17 protein-coding genes are annotated in these 18,655 nt (G+C 62.8%); 8 read left to right on the top strand and 9 right to left on the bottom strand.

Annotated elements, in window-relative coordinates:
• Positions 1-8 precede the first annotated feature (8 nt).
• Complete coding sequence (locus CAF87_RS06660) at positions 9-746, bottom strand: TorF family putative porin (RefSeq protein WP_085730711.1); 738 nt, start codon at positions 744-746, stop codon at positions 9-11.
• A gap of 102 nt (positions 747-848) precedes the next feature.
• Complete coding sequence (locus CAF87_RS06655; protein ID WP_085730712.1) at positions 849-2,603, bottom strand: amidohydrolase; 1,755 nt, start codon at positions 2,601-2,603, stop codon at positions 849-851.
• Between the two features lie 103 nt (positions 2,604-2,706).
• On the opposite strand from CAF87_RS06655, the gene CAF87_RS06650 reads away from it, so the two are divergent.
• The 8 genes from CAF87_RS06650 (at position 2,707) to CAF87_RS06615 (ending at position 11,279) form a co-directional block, all read left to right on the top strand.
• Complete coding sequence (locus tag CAF87_RS06650) at positions 2,707-3,624, top strand: LysR family transcriptional regulator (protein WP_085730713.1); 918 nt, start codon at positions 2,707-2,709, stop codon at positions 3,622-3,624.
• A gap of 38 nt (positions 3,625-3,662) precedes the next feature.
• On the top strand, positions 3,663-4,280 hold the full coding sequence (gene lexA, locus CAF87_RS06645) for a transcriptional repressor LexA (RefSeq protein ID WP_085730714.1): 618 nt from the start codon (positions 3,663-3,665) through the stop codon (positions 4,278-4,280).
• Complete coding sequence (gene imuA / locus CAF87_RS06640) at positions 4,280-4,897, top strand: translesion DNA synthesis-associated protein ImuA (protein WP_085730715.1); 618 nt, start codon at positions 4,280-4,282, stop codon at positions 4,895-4,897. Before lexA ends, imuA begins: the two co-directional genes overlap by 1 nt.
• Positions 4,898-4,904: 7 nt before the next feature.
• Entirely contained in the window at positions 4,905-6,320 is a 1,416-nt protein-coding gene (locus CAF87_RS06635) for a DNA polymerase Y family protein (RefSeq protein ID WP_085730716.1), read from the top strand.
• The gene (locus CAF87_RS06630; RefSeq protein WP_218189718.1) at positions 6,296-9,394 is read left to right on the top strand and encodes an error-prone DNA polymerase; all 3,099 of its coding nucleotides are present in this window, start codon (positions 6,296-6,298) and stop codon (positions 9,392-9,394) included. The genes CAF87_RS06635 and CAF87_RS06630 overlap by 25 nt, the downstream gene beginning before the upstream one ends.
• Positions 9,395-9,544: 150 nt before the next feature.
• The gene (locus CAF87_RS06625; protein ID WP_170929572.1) at positions 9,545-10,231 is read left to right on the top strand and encodes a CsgG/HfaB family protein; all 687 of its coding nucleotides are present in this window, start codon (positions 9,545-9,547) and stop codon (positions 10,229-10,231) included.
• Between the two features lie 29 nt (positions 10,232-10,260).
• Positions 10,261-10,623, top strand: a complete 363-nt coding sequence (locus CAF87_RS06620; RefSeq protein WP_085710128.1) for a DUF4810 domain-containing protein — start codon at positions 10,261-10,263, stop codon at positions 10,621-10,623.
• Positions 10,620-11,279, top strand: coding sequence for a DUF799 domain-containing protein (locus tag CAF87_RS06615; RefSeq protein ID WP_085710127.1), 660 nt, complete (start codon positions 10,620-10,622; stop codon positions 11,277-11,279). The genes CAF87_RS06620 and CAF87_RS06615 overlap by 4 nt, the downstream gene beginning before the upstream one ends.
• 38 nt (positions 11,280-11,317) lie before the next feature.
• Here the strand turns inward: CAF87_RS06615 and CAF87_RS06610 are convergent, their stop codons facing one another.
• The 7 genes from CAF87_RS06610 to CAF87_RS06580 all read right to left on the bottom strand — a co-directional run bounded on the left by CAF87_RS06610 (position 11,318) and on the right by CAF87_RS06580 (position 18,612).
• Entirely contained in the window at positions 11,318-11,977 is a 660-nt protein-coding gene (locus CAF87_RS06610) for a flavin reductase family protein (protein WP_085730718.1), read from the bottom strand.
• 11 nt (positions 11,978-11,988) lie between these two features.
• A complete protein-coding gene (locus CAF87_RS06605) occupies positions 11,989-13,476 on the bottom strand; it encodes an amidohydrolase family protein (protein WP_085730719.1) in 1,488 nt (495 codons plus the stop codon).
• Positions 13,473-14,669, bottom strand: a complete 1,197-nt coding sequence (locus CAF87_RS06600) for an amidohydrolase family protein (protein WP_085730720.1) — start codon at positions 14,667-14,669, stop codon at positions 13,473-13,475. The genes CAF87_RS06605 and CAF87_RS06600 overlap by 4 nt, the downstream gene beginning before the upstream one ends.
• Positions 14,670-14,754: 85 nt before the next feature.
• Positions 14,755-15,807 (bottom strand): extracellular solute-binding protein, encoded by a 1,053-nt coding sequence (locus tag CAF87_RS06595; protein WP_085730721.1) that lies wholly within the window; start codon positions 15,805-15,807, stop codon positions 14,755-14,757.
• A 15-nt stretch (positions 15,808-15,822) separates the two neighbouring features.
• Positions 15,823-16,611 carry an ABC transporter permease gene (locus CAF87_RS06590; protein WP_085695903.1) on the bottom strand — a complete coding sequence of 263 codons (789 nt, stop codon included), beginning with the start codon at positions 16,609-16,611 and terminating at the stop codon, positions 15,823-15,825.
• The gene (locus tag CAF87_RS06585) at positions 16,608-17,525 is read right to left on the bottom strand and encodes an ABC transporter permease (protein WP_085730722.1); all 918 of its coding nucleotides are present in this window, start codon (positions 17,523-17,525) and stop codon (positions 16,608-16,610) included. The genes CAF87_RS06590 and CAF87_RS06585 overlap by 4 nt, the downstream gene beginning before the upstream one ends.
• Before the next feature lies 1 nt (position 17,526).
• The gene (locus tag CAF87_RS06580; RefSeq protein WP_085730723.1) at positions 17,527-18,612 is read right to left on the bottom strand and encodes an ABC transporter ATP-binding protein; all 1,086 of its coding nucleotides are present in this window, start codon (positions 18,610-18,612) and stop codon (positions 17,527-17,529) included.
• Between the last annotated feature and the right edge of the window lie 43 nt (positions 18,613-18,655).

Raw genomic sequence — 18,655 nt, 5'->3', positions numbered from 1 at the left:
ACCGTGGCTCAGAAGGATTTGCTGATGCTGGCCACCACCGTCGCCGTGCACACATCCTTGAAGCCCCAGTTGCTCAGGCACTGGCTCTGCGACAGGTCGGTGTCGATGTAGCTCAGGCCCAGCACCATGCCGGCCAGGTTGTGGGTCAGTTTGACTTCCCACTCCCGGTAGGATTCTTCGCCATGTCCGGACGCCGAGTACAGATGCGGGTCCTTGAAGTCCATGTTGCCGTAGCGCAGCTTCAGCCCGGAATCCAACGGCAATTCGGTTTCATAGCCGATGTAGCTGTAGAGCGAACTCTGTTTGCTGTCGATGCCTGGCGCATCACTGGAGTAGTACGCCGCGAGTTTCACGCCGTAGGCGCTGAGAATCGAGTACACCTCGCTCTGGTTGAACTGGCTCTCCTTGGGATACGCGTATTTGATGTAGCCCAGATCCAGACTCACGGCTTCGGTCGCCTGCCACAGCCAGCCGGCGTAGTAATCAACTTCCTGACGGGTTTTCAGGCCACCGCCGAAATCAACGTTCGAACTCCACGCGCCGAGGTACAGGCCGCTGCTGTGGGCCAGGGTCAAACCGGCCTGCACCGCCGGATCGTTCTGGGTCTGGGAGATGCCGCGGGTGCGGTAGTCGCTGGCCAGAGTCAGGTCGACCAGCACCGCAAAATCATCGTTCAAGGGAATCGCGTGGCTGCTTAAAGGCAGCAGGCTCAAGGATGTGAGGGCGAGCAGGGGCATGGCTTTCATGTGAAGTCCCGATGTTGTGATTGTTATGGGCAGGAAGCGGGCAAGGCTGCGCCGAACCCCGGCGGCTGGCGCGGGGGCGGGCAGGGGATACAGCGATTGTTATTAGAGGGTAGGGGCGTAGACCTGACGGCCGGCGAACCAGGTTTGCAGGACCTGGGTGTCATGCAGGGCCTTGTCGTCGACGCTGAACACGTCGCGATCGAGCACGATGAAATCGGCCTGCTTGCCCGGGCTCAGCGAGCCGATTTGTTGCTCCAGGCCGATGGTGCGCGCGGCGTTGACGGTGTAGGCGTAGAACATGGTTTCGCGGTCCAGGCGTTCGTCGGCGTTGAGCACGCCCAACGGCCCGGTGCGGGTGATGGCCTGGGCCATGGCGTTCCACGGATTCGGCGAGGACACCGGCCAGTCGCTGGCGCCAGCAATCGTCGCGCCCTGCTTGAGCAGCGAATGTGCCGGGTATTGATAGCGGAAGGCGAGGGCGCTGACGTAAGGCTTGATCATGTCGGTGGTGTAGTCGTCGGCGCTGGCCCACAGCAGTTGCATCGAGGCAATCACGTTCAGCGGCTTGAAGCGGGCGAATTCCTTGGGATTGACCATTTGCAGGTGGGTGATCGAGTGCGTCACGCCGCTTTGTCGATCCTTGCGTGCCTGGGCGATGCCGTTCAGTGATTCACGCACGGCGCGGTCACCGATGGCGTGGATGTGCACCAGCCAACCGCGCTGGTCGATGGCGCTGACCAGTTCGCCGAAGTGCTGTGGATCGATCAGCAGTTCGCCCTGTTTGTGCGAGTTGCTGTAGGGATCGATCATCGCCGCGCTCTGGGCCGGGTATTCGATCACACCGTCAGCGAAGATCTTGATCCCCGGCAGGGTCAGGTTGGGGATGCCCTGAAACTGCCGGCGAACCTTGTCGAGGGTATCGAGATCGGCCGGCACGCTTTTCGGGTTGGCCACCAGCAGTGCGGCGACGTGGGCGGTCATGCCGCCGCGTTCCGACAGGGCCTTGTAGGCCGGCAACACGCCGACGGTTTTCTCGGTGGGCTTGAGGGCGAACACCGGTTCGCCAGGCGCGGCGTTGGCGGCGGGGTCCATCCACGCGGTGATGCCGAGGCTGTTGTTGAAACGCACCGCCGATTGCGCAGCCTTGAGCAGGTCGGCCGGGCTCGGCACCGGCATTTTCGAGGCGACGCGATCCCAACCGGCATCGACCACAAAGCCGTTCGGCTCACCGCTGGGCAGTTTGCCGATGGTGTCTTTTTCCGCTTCCGGCAGGTTTTTGAGCAGCGCGGCGTCGATGCCCGCACGCTTGAGCATCACGTTGTTGGCCCATGCGGTGTGATGATCGCTGCCGGTGAACACCACCGGCACGTCGGCCCATTCGCCGTGGTTGAAGATCTTGCCTAGGGCCTCAGCCTTGGCCCAGTACGCCGAACTCATTCCGGCCACGCTCAACACATCGCCATGCCGGGCCTTGCCGTCGTCACGCCAGTCGCGCAGGCGTTTTTCCAGTTCATCCAGACCGATCACATCGTCTTCCATGTTGGCCGAGACCATTTCCAGCCCGCCGAAAATCGCGTGGGAATGGCTGTCGATCAAGCCGGGCATCATGGCCTTGCCTTGAAGGTCGATCACTTGGGTGCCGGGTTCGATCATGGCTTTGATCTGTGCATCGGTGCCGACTTTCAACACCTTGCCGTTCTCCACGGCCAGCGCCTGAACCTGCGGTTGAGCGCGGTCGGCGGTGAAAATCTTGCCATTGAGCAGCACCAGATCGGTAGCGGCCATGGCTTCCATCGAGGCAAAACTCACAGCGGCGATCAGCACATTTTTTGCGAAATGCGGGATGAATCTTTTCATTGAACATTTCCTTGTTATTGCGTCTGATGGCCAGATTAGTGGCTGCCAACGCCCGACAGAACGCCTCCCTCACGAAAAACGTTTTTGCCTGAATGGAAAAAGCATGGACAAGCTGGGTGCACTGAAAATGTTTGTGGTCACCGCGCAGCTCGGCAGTTTCAGCCGCGCTGCCGAGCAACTGGGCAAGACCCCGTCGGCCCTGACCAAAGCGGTCAACCATCTGGAATCCGAGCTCGGCGCGCGGCTGTTCGAGCGCAGCACGCGGCGGATACTGCTGACTGAAATCGGCCGGCTCTATCTGGAAACCGCACGCCAGGTGCTGCAACGGCTGGACGAGGCCGGCGAGGAAATCGAGCAGTTGCAGCACGGCCTGCGCGGCAGCCTGAAAATCACTGCGCCGCTGGCTTACGGGCGGGCGTTTCTCGATCAGGTGTGCGACGGCTTTTTGCAGCAATACCCGCAGATCAGCCTGCAAGTGGATTTGTGCGATGAATTCGTCAATCTGCTGGAAAGCGGCTACGACCTGGCGCTGCGCGAAGGGCACGATGATTTGCCGGGGCTGATTGCCCGGGTGGTTGGCAGCAATCGTCTGGCACTTTGCGGAAGCCCCGAATACCTGGCGCGCAAGGGCTTGCCGGTGACGCCTCAAACCCTCGACCAGCATGAGTGGCTGCTGTACCGGCATCCGTTGCTCAGCCGCGAATTCTGGTGGGCCGAACGCGACGGCCAGCGCCTGAGCCTGGCGCAACCGGCGGCGCCGCTGTTGCGCAGTGACAATTACGATTTGCTGCTGGCCAGCGCTTTGGCCGGGCGCGGCTTGTTGCACACGCCGCTGTGGAGCGCCGCGCCGTACATCGCCGACGGGCGACTGGTGCGGGTCATGGCCGATTACGAGATCGACCCGGACAGCTTTGGCCCGCACATTCTGGCGGTGTACCCGAGCCATCGGCGGGCGACGGCCAAGGTTATGGCGTTTATCGACTACATCGCAGAGTTTCTGGCGGAGCGTGGTTTGAGCTGACTGGCGGTGCTTGTCAGGAAATTCCCGCAAGAGTACAAATGTACTCCATGACAAATCTGACTCCCCGCCGTACCGCCATCCTGACCTTTATCCGCGAACGTATCGCCGAACACGGTCAGCCCCCAAGCCTCGCTGAAATCAGCGAGGCTTTTGGTTTTGCCTCCCGCAGCGTGGCGCGCAAGCATGTGCTGGCGCTCACCGAAGCCGGGTTTATCGAGGTCAACCCGCATCAGGCCCGGGGCATTCGCCTGCTCGGGCAGCCGGCGCGGCCGGAACTGCTCGAAGTCCCGGTACTCGGCCGGGTAGCTGCCGGTGCGCCCATCGGCGCCGATGCCGACCTGCACAATCGGCTGATGCTCGACCCCGCACTGTTCTCCCGCACGCCCGACTACATGCTGCGGGTGCAGGGCGACTCGATGATCGAGGACGGCATTCTCGACGGCGATCTGGTCGGCGTACGCCGCAACTCCGAGGCGCTCAACGGCCAGATCGTGGTGGCGCGGCTCGACGGCGAGGTCACCATCAAACGCTTCGAGCGGGTCGGCGATGAGGTTCGCCTGTTGCCCCGCAACCCGGCGTACCAGCCGATTGTGGTGCGTGACGATCAGGACCTGGCCATCGAAGGGGTGTTCTGCGGTCTGGTGAGGCAAGGCTGATGGGTGCCGTCGTTGCGCTGGATACGCTGTTCAATGGCGGCCAGATCTGGAAGGGCCGGCCTGCGCCACCCACCACCAGCCCGCAACCCACCGGGCACGCGGCGCTGGATGCGGCCTTGCCCAGTGGCGGCTGGCCGGAAGCGGCGCTGAGTGAAATCCTCCTGGCCGGGCCCGGCGTTGGCGAACTGCAACTGGTGTGGCCGACGTTGGCGCGTCTGTCGGCGGCGGGCGAGCGCATCGTGCTGGTGGCGCCGCCATTCGTGCCGTACCCGCAGGCGTGGGCCAATGCCGGAGTCGATCTGCGCCAGTTGTCGGTGATCCAGGCCAGCGAACGTGATGCCTTGTGGGCGGCGGAACAATGCCTGCGTTCGGGCAGTTGTGGCGCGGTGCTGTGCTGGCCGCACAAGGCCGATGACCGCGCCTTGCGCCGTTTGCAGGTGGCGGCGGAAACCGGCCAGACCCTGGCGTTCGCGTGGCGGCCATTGAGCGAAGCGGTCAACCCGTCGCCGGCCGCGCTGCGCATTGCCATCGATGCCCGCCCGGCGCAATTGCGCGTGCTCAAGTGCCGGGGCGGTCTGGCGCGCAGCGCACCGATCGCCTTCGCCGTGGGGCATTGAGGTCGCCATGCGCTGGGTTTGCATTCTGTTCCCGCAATTGGCCCTCGATGCCGTGCTGCGTCAGCGCCCCGATCCCGAACAACCGTTGGCGCTGCTCAGCGGCCCGGCCCAGCGCCGGGTGCTGCAAGCGGTCAACCCGGCGGCGCGGGCACTGGGCTTGCGTCCCGGGCAATCGATGACCGCCGCGCAGGCCATGAGCAAAGGGTTCACCACCGTCGATTACGACGCGGCTGAGGTCGAGCACTGGCAGCAGTTTCTCGCCGCCTGGGCCTATCGTTTCAGCGCCCAGGTCAGCGTGCATTACCCGCGCACCGTGGTGTTCGAAATCGAATCGAGCCTCGGGCTGTTCGGTTCCTGGACGCAGTTCGAGGCGCGATTACGCACGGAACTGACGGAGCTGGGTTTTCGTCACCGCATCGTCGCCGCGCCCAACCCGGTAGCGGCGCGAATACTGGCCAACGCCTACGACGGATTGGTGGTGCCCGACGGTGAAGCCTTGCGCCATCACCTCGGGCAACTGCCGGTCGATCGTATTGGGCTTGAACCGAGCGTGGCCACGGCGCTGTCGCGCATGGGCCTGCGCAACCTTCATCAGGTGCAGAACCTGCCGCGTCAGGCCCTGGCCCGGCGTTTCGAGGCGCCGATGCTCAAGCATCTGGACACGCTGTTCGGCGCACGGCCGCTGGCGCTGGCGTTCTACCTGCCGCCGGACCGTTTCGATGTGCGCATCGAACTCAATTTCGACGTGCAATCCCATCAGGCGCTGCTGTTTCCATTGCGCCGCCTGACGTCCGATCTGTCGGCGTTCTTGTGCGGGCGCGACAGCGGCGTGCAGCGCTTCGATCTGCACCTGGAACACGCCGGGTTGCCGGACACATTGATCAAGGTCGGTCTGCTCAGCGCCGAACGCGACCCGGCGATGCTCTTCGAACTGGCCCGTGGCCGACTGGAGCAGGTGCAGGTCGAGGCCCCGGTGCGCGGTTTTCGTCTGCGCGCCGAGGATCTGCCGAGTTTCGTGCCGCAGTTTCAGGAACTGTTCGACGACCGTCCGCAGCAGACCTTGCCCTGGGAGCAACTGCGTGAACGCTTGCGCGCACGGCTGGGGGATGAGGCGGTCCAGGGCCTGCGCTTCCAGGCCGATCACCGACCTGAGTGCGCGTGGCAGAACGCCGATGACAAGCAGCCTTGTGCTGCATTACCCGGCGTGCAGCGTCCGGGCTGGTTGCTGAGTGAGCCGCAGTCAGTACCCGAAGGTTCGGCGCGCATCCTCATGGGCCCGGAACGGATCGAGTCCGGCTGGTGGGACGGTGACGACGTGCGCCGCGACTATTACCTGATCCAGAACCGCGCCGGCCAGCAAGGCTGGGCGTACCGGGCAGTGGGTGAGGGCGGTCCGTTGTGGCTGCAGGGCTGGTTCGCGTGAACCAGGGTTATGCCGAGCTGCACTGCCTGTCGAATTTCAGTTTTCAGCGCGGTGCGTCCAGTGCGCTGGAGCTGTTTCAGCGCGCGAAAAAACACGGCTATCAGGCGTTGGCGATCACCGATGAGTGCACCCTCGCCGGGATCGTCCGTGCCTGGCAGGCGGCAAAATCCGTGGAGCTGCCGCTGATCATCGGTAGCGAAATCCGTATCGAAAACGGCCCGAAACTGGTGCTGCTGGTAGAAAGCATCGAGGGTTATCAGGCGCTGTGCGGCTTGATCACTCAGGCCCGAAGGCGCACGCAGAAAGGCCAGTATCAAGTGCTGCGCGAGGACTTCAGCGAGCCATTGCCGGGATTGCTGGTGCTGTGGGTGCCGGATACGGTCGATGACGTGGAAGAGGGCCGCTGGCTGAAGCAGACCTTCGGTGAACGGCTGTGGCTGGCCGTGCAGTTGCATCGCGGGCAGAACGATCAGCAACGGCTGGCCGCACTGCTGAGTCTGGCGGATGAACTGCAAATTCCAGCCGTGGCCAGCGGCGATGTGCACATGCACGCCCGTGGCCGCCGGGCCTTGCAGGACACCATGACCGCGATCCGCCATCACGTTCCGGTGGCCGAAGCGGGGATGCGCCTGCACCCCAATGGCGAGCGGCACTTGCGCAGCCTTGATGTGTTGAGCGAGTTGTATCCGCAGGCCTTGCTGGACGAATCGGTGAAACTGGCCCGGCGCTGCACGTTCGATTTAAGCCAATTGCGTTATCAGTATCCGAAAGAGCTGGTGCCCGATGGACACTCGGGTCGTTCCTGGCTGCGACAGTTGACTAAACAGGGCATCGCCTGGCGCTGGGAAAACGGCGCGCCCTTCAAGGTGCTGAGGCAGATCAACAAGGAACTGAAGCTGATCGCCGAACTTGGCTACGAAAGCTACTTCCTCACCGTGCACGACGTGGTGCGCTTCGCCCGGCAGCAGAAAATCCTTTGCCAGGGCCGGGGTTCGGCGGCCAACTCGGCGGTTTGTTTTGCTCTGGGCATCACCGAGATCGACCCGGATCGCACCACGCTGCTGTTCGAGCGCTTCATGTCGAGGGAGCGCAACGAGCCGCCGGACATCGACGTGGATTTCGAGCACGAACGCCGAGAAGAAGTCCTGCAATACGTGTTTCGTCGTTATGGCCGCCGTCGTGCGGCGCTGACGGCGGTGGTCAGCACCTATCACGCTGCCGGTGCGGTACGCGATGTGGCCAAGGCCCTCGGTTTGCCGCCAGACCAGATCAACGCGCTGGCCGATTGCTGCGGCCACTGGAGCGATGAAACACCGCCCGTGGAACGCCTGCGCGAAAACGGCTTCGACCCGGACAGCCCGATCCTGCACCGGGTGCTGAGCCTGACCGGGCAACTGATCGGCTTCCCCCGGCACCTGTCGCAGCACCCCGGTGGTTTCGTGATTTCCGAGCAACCGCTGGACACCCTGGTGCCGGTGGAAAACGCCGCGATGGCAGACCGCACCATCATTCAGTGGGACAAGGATGACCTCGATGCGGTCGGGCTGCTCAAGGTGGATATCCTTGCCCTCGGCATGCTCAGTGCGATTCGCCGCTGTTTCGACCTGCTGCGCCGTCATCGCAACCAGAATCTGAGCCTGGCCACGATCCCGCCTGACGACCGCCCGACCTACGACATGATCAGCCGCGCCGACACCATCGGCGTGTTCCAGATTGAATCCCGGGCGCAGATGTCGATGCTGCCGCGTCTGCGCCCGCAAAACTTCTACGATCTGGTGATTGAAGTGGCCATCGTCCGGCCGGGGCCGATCCAGGGCGGGATGGTGCATCCATACCTGCGCCGGCGAAACAAGGAGGAAAAGGAAACCTATCCGTCACCGGAATTGGAAGTGGTGCTCAAACGCACCCTTGGCGTGCCGCTGTTTCAGGAACAGGTGATGCAGATCGCCATCGTCGCCGCCGATTACAGCCCCGGCGAGGCCGACCAGTTGCGCCGCTCCATGGCCGCGTGGAAACGCCACGGCGGGCTGGAACCGCACAAGGAACGGCTGGCCGCCGGCATGAAGAAAAACGGCTACAGCCCGGAATTCGCCGCGCAGATTTTCGAGCAGATCAAGGGTTTCGGCAGTTACGGTTTCCCCGAGTCCCACGCCGCCAGTTTTGCCTTGCTGACCTATGCCAGTTGCTGGCTCAAATGCCATGAACCGGCGGCGTTCGCCTGTGCGCTGATCAACAGCTGGCCGATGGGTTTCTACAGCCCGGATCAGATTCTCCAGGATGCACGCCGCCATCATTTGCAAATCCGCCCGGTAGACGTGCGCGCCAGTGACTGGGATTGCAGCCTGGAGCCGATCACCGGCGAGCAACCGGCCATTCGTATGGGGTTGCGGATGATCAAAGGCTTTCGCGAGGAAGATGCCCGGTGCATTGAAAAGGCTCGGGCGAGGGGCGCGTTTGCCGATGTCGCCGATCTGGGCGAACGCGCCGGCCTCGACAGCCGGGCCCAGGCGTTGCTGGCGGATTCTGGAGCGTTACGTGGGCTGGCCGGCCACCGCCATCGGGCGCGCTGGGAGGTGGCCGGGGTGCAGAAACAGCTCGGGTTGTTTGCCGGGTTGCCGAGTCAGGAGGAGCCGGATGTGCTGCTGCCGACGCCGAGTGTCAGCGAGGACCTGTTCACCGACTACGCCACCCTGGGCACCACACTGGGGCCGCATCCGCTGACGCTGTTGCGCGATGAGTTGCGTGCGCGGCGCTGTCGCAGCTCCCGGGAGTTGCTGGAGGTCGAACACGGCCGGCCGGTCAGCGTCGCAGGGCTGGTGACCGGACGCCAGCGCCCGGCCACTGCCAGCGGCGTGACCTTCGTGACCCTGGAAGACGAGTTCGGCAACGTCAACGTGGTGGTCTGGCGTGATCTGGCCGAGCGCCAGCGTCAGGTGCTGGTGGGCTCACAATTACTCAAGGTCGATGGTCGCTGGGAGCGCGAAGGCGAGGTGCGGCACTTGATTGCCGGACGCTTGAGCGATCTCAGCCCGTTGCTCAACGGGATTCGGGTGCAAAGCCGCGATTTCCACTGACAAAACTGCTGATTCGAAAGCCAATTCACTGGCGTCAAAAAAACCTGTCCTCACTGATGGCACTTTGGCATAATGCCGGCCCTTTCCCGATCCCCCACGATTTTTGCCGTGCCGGGACACATCATTTTTCAGAAGGAATGCACAGTGAGAATGATCTCCCGGATGTTGGTCTCGGGCGTTGCGATTGCCGTCCTCGGCACCCTGGCCGGCTCGCTTTCCGGCTGCGCCACCGAAAGCTCCCGCGCACTGCCGGTGGCCAAGGTGGAAAGCGCCACTCAGGCCTGGACCGGTGTCCGTATCCCGATGGCCGTGGGCAAATTCGACAACCGTTCGAGCTACATGCGCGGGATCTTCTCCGACGGCGTCGACCGTCTCGGCGGCCAGGCCAAGACCATCCTGATCACTCACCTGCAGCAGACCAACCGTTTTTCCGTGCTCGACCGCGACAACATGGGCGAGATCCAGCAGGAGGCGGCGATCAAGGGCCAGGCCCAGCGTCTGAAAGGCGCCGATTACGTGGTCACCGGTGACGTCACCGAGTTCGGCCGCAAAGAGACCGGCGATCATCAGCTGTTCGGTATTCTCGGCCGTGGCAAGACCCAGGTCGCCTACGCCAAGGTCAACCTGAACATCGTCAACATCAGCACTTCCGAAGTGGTGTATTCGACCCAGGGCGCCGGCGAATACGCCTTGTCCAACCGCGAAATCATCGGCTTTGGCGGCACTGCTGCCTACGACTCCACCCTCAACGGCAAAGTCCTCGATCTTGCCATGCGCGAGGCGATCAATCGCCTGGTCGATGCCATGAACGCCGGCGCCTGGAAACCGGGCAACTGATAGACGCCCATCGCAAGGAGCAACACACCATGAATCTGTCCCTGTCTCGGTCGCTGATGGCCCTGACCGCCAGCGCCTTGCTGGCCGGTTGCAGCAGCCCGCAAACCCTGTACCAGTGGGAAGGCTACCAGCCACAAGTCTACGAATACTTCAAAAGCGAAACGCCGAAAGAGGCCCAGGCCGAAGCGCTGGAAGCCGATCTGCAAAAAATCCGCGCCAGTGGCAAGCCCGTACCGCCGGGTTACCACGCACACCTCGGTCTGCTGTACCTGAGCATGGGCAAGGACGATCAGATGGTGCAGCAATTGCGCACCGAGAAGACTCTGTTCCCCGAGTCCGGCACCTACATGGACTTCTTGCTCAAGAACGCCAAGACCGGAGACGCCAAATGATCTCCCGTGCCTTGAAACTGCTGGCCGCCGGCCTGGCGCTGACCGTTCTGGGTGGCTGCGTCGCACCGAAAACCGTGGACTATTCGGCGTACAAGCAAGCGCGTCCGAAGTCCATTCTGGTGCTGCCGCCGCTGAACACCTCGCCGGACGTCAAGGCGTCCTACAGCCTGTTGTCGCAAGTGACGTTCCCGCTGGCCGAGGCCGGTTACTACGTGCTGCCGATTACCCTGGTCGACGAGACGTTCCGCCAGAACGGCCTGACCACGCCGGATGACATCCATCAGGCGCCGGTCAACAAACTGCACGAAATCTTCGGTGCCGACGCGGCGCTGTACATCACCGTCAGCGAGTACGGCACGCGCTACATGGTGATCAGCAGCGAAACCGCAGTGACCGCCAGCGCCAAACTGGTGGACCTGAAAACCGGCGCCACTTTGTGGACCGGTGCAGCCCGGGCGTCGAGCGAAGAGGGCGGCAACAACAGTGGCGGCGGCCTGATCGGCGCGCTGATCACTGCTGCGGTAAAACAGATCGTCAACAGCTCCACCGATGCCGGCTACCCGATTGCCGGTGTGGCCAGCAATCGACTGCTGTCGGCCGGACATCCGGCAGGCCTGCTGTATGGGCCACGGTCGCCGAAGTACGGCACTGACTGATTGACCTGTCACGGCAGCCCACCTCGGTGGGCTGCTTTTTATTTGGCAGGCCAGAACCGCTCGCCACCCCCCGGCGCCTCCGTCCACGCTTGCAACGAGCGGGTCGGCAAATCGAAGTAATCCCGGGTCCGCGCATAACCATGCCCACCCATGCGCCCAATCGCATCCAGCCCCAATTGATCGATGTACAGGGTTTTCGGGTCGATCAACTCGTCGCGCACATGCGCCATCAACACCTCGCCAAAGATGATTTCACGCGACTGGCCGATGTTCAGCGCCATCATCCGCCGACACTCCAGTGCCACCGGTGCCTCGCCGATTCGCGGACATTTGACCGAAGTGCCGGGGATCGCCGTCAGGCCGGCAGCCGTCAACTCATCGAAGCCCGGCGCGAACGGCACGGCGCAGACGTTCATGGCTTCCACCAGTGCATCGTTGACGATGTTGACGGTGAATTCCTGGTTCATCTGGATATTGCGGGTGGTGTCCTTGGGGCTCTGGTCGCCGTAGTTCTCGACACCGAGCGCGAGAATGGGCGGGTCCGCCGACAGTGCATTGAAGAAGCTGAACGGCGCCGCGTTGACCCGGCCTTCGCCGTCGATGGTGGTGACCAGGGCAATCGGGCGCGGCACCACGCTGCCGATCAGGATCTTGTATTTTTCCCGTGGGCTCAGTTGGCTGAAGTCGAAGCTGTGCATGGCAGTGTTCTCTAAGGAAGTGGATCGATGGCGCTCAACGGCGCCTCGGCGCTGTAGTCATCGGCGAATGGAATGGCTGGCCGGAACAGGGTTTTCCAGTCCGGTCGGCCAGGGGCGCGGTCGCTGTGGCTGCGCATCAGTTTTTCGTATTGGCGTTGGGCCTGGCGTTGCAGGGCCGGGTAGTCGACGCCGTTGACCTGACCGTCGTGCATCACGCAGCGACCGTCGATGTAACTGGCGATGCAGTCGTCGCCGCGCCCGGCCAGCAGCAGGTTTTTAAGTGGGTCGAACAGCGGGCCCAGATGCAGGCCGCGCAGGCTGAATATGGTGATGTCGGCTTTGGCGCCGGGTGCCAGGCGACCGAGGTCGTCACGACCCAGCGCCTTGGCACCGCCGAGGGTGGCGGCGTTGTACAGATCGAGGCTGCTGGTCAGCGCCGAGCCGCCCTCCTTCAATCGAGCGATGTTCAGACCGTGGCGCATGTTTGCCAGCAAGTCCGCCGGCCAGGTGTCGGTGCCGAGGGCGAAGTTGATGCCTTGGGCGCGATAGCGGCCGAATGAATTCAGCGCCTCGCCGTCGCGGGCAAACACCAGCGGGCAGTGCACCAGACTGGCGCCACCGTCGATGACCCGTTGCAGATCATCTTCCCCCGAGGTGTAGATGCCGTGGGGCAACAGGCTGTGCGGGGTGAGCAGGTCGAGTTGCTGCAACCAGCCCAGCGGCGAGGTGCCGCGCAACTGTTCGACCATCGCCACTTCGCCAAGCGCCTGACAGCAGTGCAGACGCATCGGTGCATTCAGCTCGCGGCTCAATGCAGACGTACGCTGAAGCAGCGCCGGGGTGCAGGTCTGGATGCGATCCGGCAGCAGCGCACCGCGAATCAGCCCCGCGTGTGCGCCATCGAAATCCTTGAAAAACCGTTCGGCCGCATCCAGTCCATCCAGACCGCGCGCCTCATCCCAGTGATGGGCGAGGGTGCCGTCGGCGCGCCAGTAACTCATGCCGCTCATGTAGCAAGGGCCGAGATACGTGCGCAGCCCCAGTTCGCCCGCCACATTGGCCACAGCGGCGAACTCGTCGTAGGTCTCCGCCCATTCGCGGTAATACATCGAGGTGATCGGCATCGCCGTGGTGATGCCGTTGCGGATCAACTGGGTAAAGGCGTAGCGGTACTTGAAGACCTCTTCTTCCCGGCTGAACGACTCACGCGGGCCGCTCGCCAGATACTCCGCCGACCACATGCGGCCCATGGCGCGTTCGTCGCCGTTGTCCAGGGTCAGCACGGTGGAATCGAGATCGCCGAGGGCGTCGAGGTCTATGAAGCCGGGACCGATCAGCGCGTTGCCATAGTCGATCCACTGATCCACCGGCCCCGGATAACCACGCCCGACAAACTCGATGTGCGAGCCGGAAAACACCACTTCGCCGTCACGCCACAGCACATGCTGCGTGCCGTCGAAACCGACCACGCAACTGGCCTTCAGGCCGATCCGTTTCACAGACGACTGCCCAGCAAACGACCGCCACTGGCAATCAGTTCACCGCCGCGATAGACCTGACGCATCGGCCGCGCGACCACGGCTTCGCCAAGGGTTTCGACCGGCATCAGCAGAAAGTCCGCCGGCCGGCCGATGTCGAAGCCGTAATCCTTGATCCCCAATGCGCGCGCACCGTTGACCGTTGCCGCGTCGAACGCCGCCGCCAGTTCATCGTCCTTGCCCAGGTCAAAACGGAACGCCAGCAACATCGCTCGTTCGAGCATGTCGCCATTGCCCATTGGCGACCACGCATCGCGGATGCCGTCGGAGCCGAGGCACACGTTGACGCCCGTCTCGCGCAGCGACAGAAACGGCGGCACCGCGCAGTCGGCCGGTGCCGAACTCATCAGCGAAATCCCCAGCGCGGCAAGGCGTTCGGCGACCGGCTTGACCTGGCTCCACGGCAACATGCCGAGGCAATAGGCATGGCTGATCATCACCCGGTTTTGCAGGTTGAAGCGCTCGGTGTAATCGGCGATCCGGGCGATCTGCCACAGGCCCAGTTCACCTTTGTCGTGCAGGTGAATATCGACGCCACGCTGAAAGTCGCGGGCCAGGTTGAACACGAAATCCAGTTGCGCAATCGGGTCGTTGTCGATGCCGCAGGGATCGAGTCCGCCGACGTTTTCCACGCCCAGGGCCATGGCTTCGCGCATCAGTTCGGCGGTGCCGGGGCGACTGATCAGGCCGGTTTGCGGGAACACCACCAGTTGCAGGTCGATCAGGTCGTTGTAGCGTTCGCGCAGCTGTTGCATGGCTTCGACGTGACGCAGGCCGAATTCCGGATCGATGTCGACGTGGCAACGCATCGTCAGTGAACCTCGGGCGATGCAGTTTTCCAACAGCGCACCGGCCCGTTCGGCGATCGGCGCTTTGACTTCGCGCAGGACGCGGCGCTCGTTGCTGATGTAATCCTTGAGCGTCGGGCCCGCGCTGTTCGGGCGCCAGGGCTGGCCGTACAGGGTCTTGTCGAGGTGGACGTGGCTTTCCACCAGCGGGGCGGTCAGGAGCTGGTTCTGGCCGTCGATGTCGGTGGCGGCCAGTGGAGCATTGGAGGCCGGGCGGCGTTGGGTGAACTTGCCGTTTTCGATCAGCAGGTCTTCGGCGGGGGCGCCGTAGGCGCGGATGTTTCTGAGCCAGCGGGGGTGGGACATTTCATACCTCTGTTTCCATGTTGTCTGGGCGGGCCTCATCGCTGGCAAGCCAGCGATGGCCGCGACGCGGTCTCAAGTCAGGCGATCAACCTTTGAGCTTCGACCAGATCCGATCCTGCAGCTCCCGCGCCTTGTTGCTGCATTCCTTTTCCGGCCGCAGCCGGGAGGCGTATTCCTCGGGCATGTTGATCGCGTCCATGACCTTCCATTTCGCATCCAGCAACTGATCACTCTGAATCCCGTTGGCATAGGCAATCGCGTTGGACACGGCCGCCGCGTTCTCGGGTTTCATCATCCAGTCGATAAAGATCTTCGCGTTACCCGGATGCGGGGCGCTTTTCGGTACGGCGAAGTTGTCCTGGAACATCGCCAGGCCTTCTTTCGGGTACACGTATTTGATCGTGCTCTTCTGCAAGGTGGCGCGGGCTGTCGAGCCGTTCCAGTTCTGCATCATGATCACTTCGCCCGAAGCCATACGGTCGACGGTGTTGTCGGAGCTGTACATCTTCAAAAACGGTTTCTGCTTTTGCAGCAGTTCGAGGATGCGCTTGGCGTCCTGCGGGTTTTCCGTGCATTCGTCGACGTTCAGGTAATGGCTGGCGGCATTGATCACGCTGCTGGAGGTGTCGAGGGCGGCGAGCTGGCCTTGCAGTTCCTTGCGCGGCTCGAAGAATTCTTTCCACGAGTCGTCGAGCTTGCCGCCCGGCACCCGGGCGCTGTCATAGGAGAAACCGGTGGTGCCCCACAGGTACGGCGCCGAATATTTGCGGCCCGGATCGAAGCTCGGATCGCGGAACGGCCCTTTGACGTACTGGAAGTTGTTCAGGGTCGGAGCGTCGATTTCCAGCAGCAGGTCCTGTTTGATCAGCGTCTGCATGATCGACTGCGACGGCACGATCACGTCATACGCCGCGCCGCCGGCCTGCAACTTGGCCAGCAGGGTTTCGTTGCTGTCATAGCCGTCCATGGTGACCTTGATCCCGGTCTCCTTTTCGAACTTGGCTAGCAGGTCTACCGGGTAGTAATCGGTCCAGTTGTAGAAGAACAATTCCTTGGGCTCGGCGGCATGGGCGCTGAACGCGGTGAAACAACTCAAGGCCAGACCGGATACTGCCAGACGCATGTTTTTCACTTTCATGAGAACGCTCCAGGTTTATTGTTGTTTGCCGCGTTGGCCGAGCCAGAAGGCCAGCACCACGAGAACGATGGAGATCACCAGCATCAGGGTTGAGATCGCGTTGATCTCGGGCGTCACGCCGGCCTTGATCGCCGAAAAGATGTACACCGGCAACGTGGTCGAACCAGGGCCGGCGACGAAGAAGGTCATGATGAAATCGTCGAGGCTGACCACGAACGCCAGCACCGAACCGGACAACACCGCCGGCCACAACAGCGGCAGCGTCACGCGGCGGAACACTTGCCATGGGTTGGCGTACAGGTCGTTGGCGGCCTCCAGCAGGCTCTTGTCCAGATCGTTCAGGCGTGCGCGAATTGGCAGGTAGGCGAACGGAATGCAGAAGCCGATGTGCGCGACAATCACCGTCATCAGGCCGAGCTTGATCCCCAGCGCCATGAACAGCAGCAGGGTGGCCACGGCGGTGACGATCTCCGGCAGGATCAGCGGCAGGTTGATCCCGCCTTCGACCATTTTCTGCCCGTAGAACGGCCGGTACGTCGCCAGCGCTGCGAGCAGCGCAATCGCCGTGGCGCACACGGTGGCGATGGTCGCGACGATGATCGAGTTCAGCGCGGCGGTCTGGATCGAAGGGTTGGCCAGGATCCGTCCGTACCAGGCGAACGAGAACTCGGTCCACACCGTCGCCGAGCGGTTGGCGTTGAAGCTGTAGACGATCAACACCAGGATCGGCACGTACAGATAGGCGAGGATCAGCAGGCTGATTTCCCGGGTCGCCGGGAGTTTTTTCAGGTGCAGAGAGATCATGCTTTCGCTCCCCGGTTCAGGGTTTTCACCGCGCTGCGGCTATAGAGGGCGTAGAGCACCAATGACAACAGCAGAATCCCCAGCAGCAGGAACGAAAGCGAACTGCCCAGCGGCCAGTTGCGCGCAGTGCCGAATTGCTGCTGGATCAGGTTGCCGATCATCAGGGTCTTGCCGCCGCCGAGAATCGCCGGAGTGATGAAAGCGCCGAGGCTCGGTACGAACACCAGCAACGCGCCGGCAATCACCCCGGGCATCGACAGCGGCAGGATGATCCGGCGCAGCGCGTGCCAGCGGTTGGCGCCCAGGTCATAGGCGGCTTCGACCAGACGCCAGTCGAGTTTTTCCAGGGTCGAGTAGATCGGCAGAATCATGAACGGCAGGAAGCTGTAGACCAGACCGACGCTGACCGCGAAGTCGTTGTAGAGCAGGGTGATGCCGCCGGCGCTCGGGAACAGCGCGTTGAGGCTCTGGGCGACCCAGCCCTGTTCGCGCAGGATGATCAGCCACGCGTAGTTGCGGATCAGCAGGTTGGTCCAGAACGGAATAGTGATGAGCAACACCATCAGGTTGCGCCGGCCCGGGGTCAGGCTCGACATCCACAATGCCACCGGAAACCCGAACACAAAGCACAGCACCGTGGTGCCACCGGCCTGGAATACCGAGCGCAACAGGGCCTGGGCGTAGACCCAGTTCAGCTCCAGTTCACCGTCGAAACCTTCCTGGAAAAACAGCTGCACGTAACTCTGCAGTTGCCATTGGGCCTGCCAGTCGACACCGCCGTAGGTGTTGCGTGGCAGCAAGCTGATGTAGCCCATGATCCCCAGCGGAATGGCGATCAGGGCGAGCAGGGTCAACACCACCGGGCTGAGCAACAGCGCCCGATTGAGAGAGGGGGAAGTGCTGCTGACGCTCATCTCAGGCCTCCATCAACAGGCAGGCCTGGGGTGGCAGGCGCACCGCCACGGGCTCGCCGACCGCACGACAAGCGCTCAGGCCTTCGTTGTTTTCCCGCAGCATGACTTTTATGTCGTTGTTCAAGCGGCACTGGTACAGCGTTGCAGTGCCGACATACAGCACGGCCTCGATCACCCCGCGCAGATGATGGGGTTGATCCGCCGCGACCAGTTGCGAACGCTCGGGACGAAACGCCAGTTGCACGCTGCTGCCATTGACGCCTTGTGGCGGGCAGGGGATTTCCACCGGCATGCCGTTGGGCACGAAGAGGTTCTGGTTGTGCTCGCCGCGCTTGAGCTGGCCGGGGAGGAAGTTGATGTCGCCGATGAACTGGGCGACGAAGCGGTGCTGCGGGCGCTCGTAGATGTCGGTCGGGGTGCCGATCTGCAGGATCTTGCCGGCGGACATCACCGCAATCCGGTCGGACAGGGTCAGGGCTTCTTCCTGATCGTGGGTGACAAAGATGAAGGTGATCCCGGCTTCCTGTTGCACACGCTTGAGTTCGACCTGCATTTCCTTGCGCAGCTTCAGGTCCAGCGCCGACAGCGGCTCGTCGAGCAACAGTACTTTCGGTTTCGGCGCCAGGGCCCGGGCCAGAGCCACGCGCTGCTGCTGGCCGCCGGACAGTTCCGCCGGTTTGCGCCCGGCCAGGTGCTCCATCTGCACCAGCGCGAGCATCTCGTCGACCCGTCCGGGGATCGTCTTGCGATCAAGACCCTGCATCTCGAGGCCGAAGGCGATATTCTGCGCGACACTCATGTGCGGAAACAGCGCGTAACTCTGGAATACCGTGTTGACCCGACGCTTGAACGGCGGCAGGTGATTGACCGTTTCACCCGCCAGACGGATCTCGCCGTCGCTGACGTGTTCGAATCCGGCGATGGTGCGCAGCAAGGTGGTTTTGCCGCAGCCCGAGGGGCCGAGCAGGGTGAAGAATTCATTGTCGGCGATGTTCACCGAGACATTGTCGAGGGCTGGCGCGAGGCCGGGATCGTCGGAGTACCGTTTGGAGACATTACGCACTTCAATTGCTATTGGTTGACCCATAATGGTGCAATCCTCTAATTATTGTATGCAATATATGAATGCA

It is taken from the genome of Pseudomonas sp. R38(2017) (genome assembly GCF_002112395.1).
Classification (GTDB): Bacteria; Pseudomonadota; Gammaproteobacteria; order Pseudomonadales; family Pseudomonadaceae; genus Aquipseudomonas.
The sequence above is the reverse complement of the archived record's forward strand: the minus strand, read 5'-3'. Positions and strand labels throughout refer to the sequence as shown.

Excerpts from the sequence above, each read along its gene's own strand:
- CAF87_RS06660 (WP_085730711.1), bottom strand. The coding sequence starts at position 746 with ATGAAAGCCATGCCCCTGCTCGCCCTCACATCCTTGAGCCTGCTGCCT.
- CAF87_RS06655 (WP_085730712.1), bottom strand. The coding sequence starts at position 2,603 with ATGAAAAGATTCATCCCGCATTTCGCAAAAAATGTGCTGATCGCCGCT.
- CAF87_RS06650 (WP_085730713.1), top strand. The coding sequence starts at position 2,707 with ATGGACAAGCTGGGTGCACTGAAAATGTTTGTGGTCACCGCGCAGCTC.
- lexA (WP_085730714.1), top strand. The coding sequence starts at position 3,663 with ATGTACTCCATGACAAATCTGACTCCCCGCCGTACCGCCATCCTGACC.
- imuA (WP_085730715.1), top strand. The coding sequence starts at position 4,280 with ATGGGTGCCGTCGTTGCGCTGGATACGCTGTTCAATGGCGGCCAGATC.
- CAF87_RS06635 (WP_085730716.1), top strand. The coding sequence starts at position 4,905 with ATGCGCTGGGTTTGCATTCTGTTCCCGCAATTGGCCCTCGATGCCGTG.
- CAF87_RS06625 (WP_170929572.1), top strand. The coding sequence starts at position 9,545 with ATGATCTCCCGGATGTTGGTCTCGGGCGTTGCGATTGCCGTCCTCGGC.
- CAF87_RS06620 (WP_085710128.1), top strand. The coding sequence starts at position 10,261 with ATGAATCTGTCCCTGTCTCGGTCGCTGATGGCCCTGACCGCCAGCGCC.
- CAF87_RS06615 (WP_085710127.1), top strand. The coding sequence starts at position 10,620 with ATGATCTCCCGTGCCTTGAAACTGCTGGCCGCCGGCCTGGCGCTGACC.
- CAF87_RS06610 (WP_085730718.1), bottom strand. The coding sequence starts at position 11,977 with ATGCACAGCTTCGACTTCAGCCAACTGAGCCCACGGGAAAAATACAAG.
- CAF87_RS06600 (WP_085730720.1), bottom strand. The coding sequence starts at position 14,669 with ATGTCCCACCCCCGCTGGCTCAGAAACATCCGCGCCTACGGCGCCCCC.
- CAF87_RS06595 (WP_085730721.1), bottom strand. The coding sequence starts at position 15,807 with ATGAAAGTGAAAAACATGCGTCTGGCAGTATCCGGTCTGGCCTTGAGT.
- CAF87_RS06590 (WP_085695903.1), bottom strand. The coding sequence starts at position 16,611 with ATGATCTCTCTGCACCTGAAAAAACTCCCGGCGACCCGGGAAATCAGC.
- CAF87_RS06585 (WP_085730722.1), bottom strand. The coding sequence starts at position 17,525 with ATGAGCGTCAGCAGCACTTCCCCCTCTCTCAATCGGGCGCTGTTGCTC.
- CAF87_RS06580 (WP_085730723.1), bottom strand. The coding sequence starts at position 18,612 with ATGGGTCAACCAATAGCAATTGAAGTGCGTAATGTCTCCAAACGGTAC.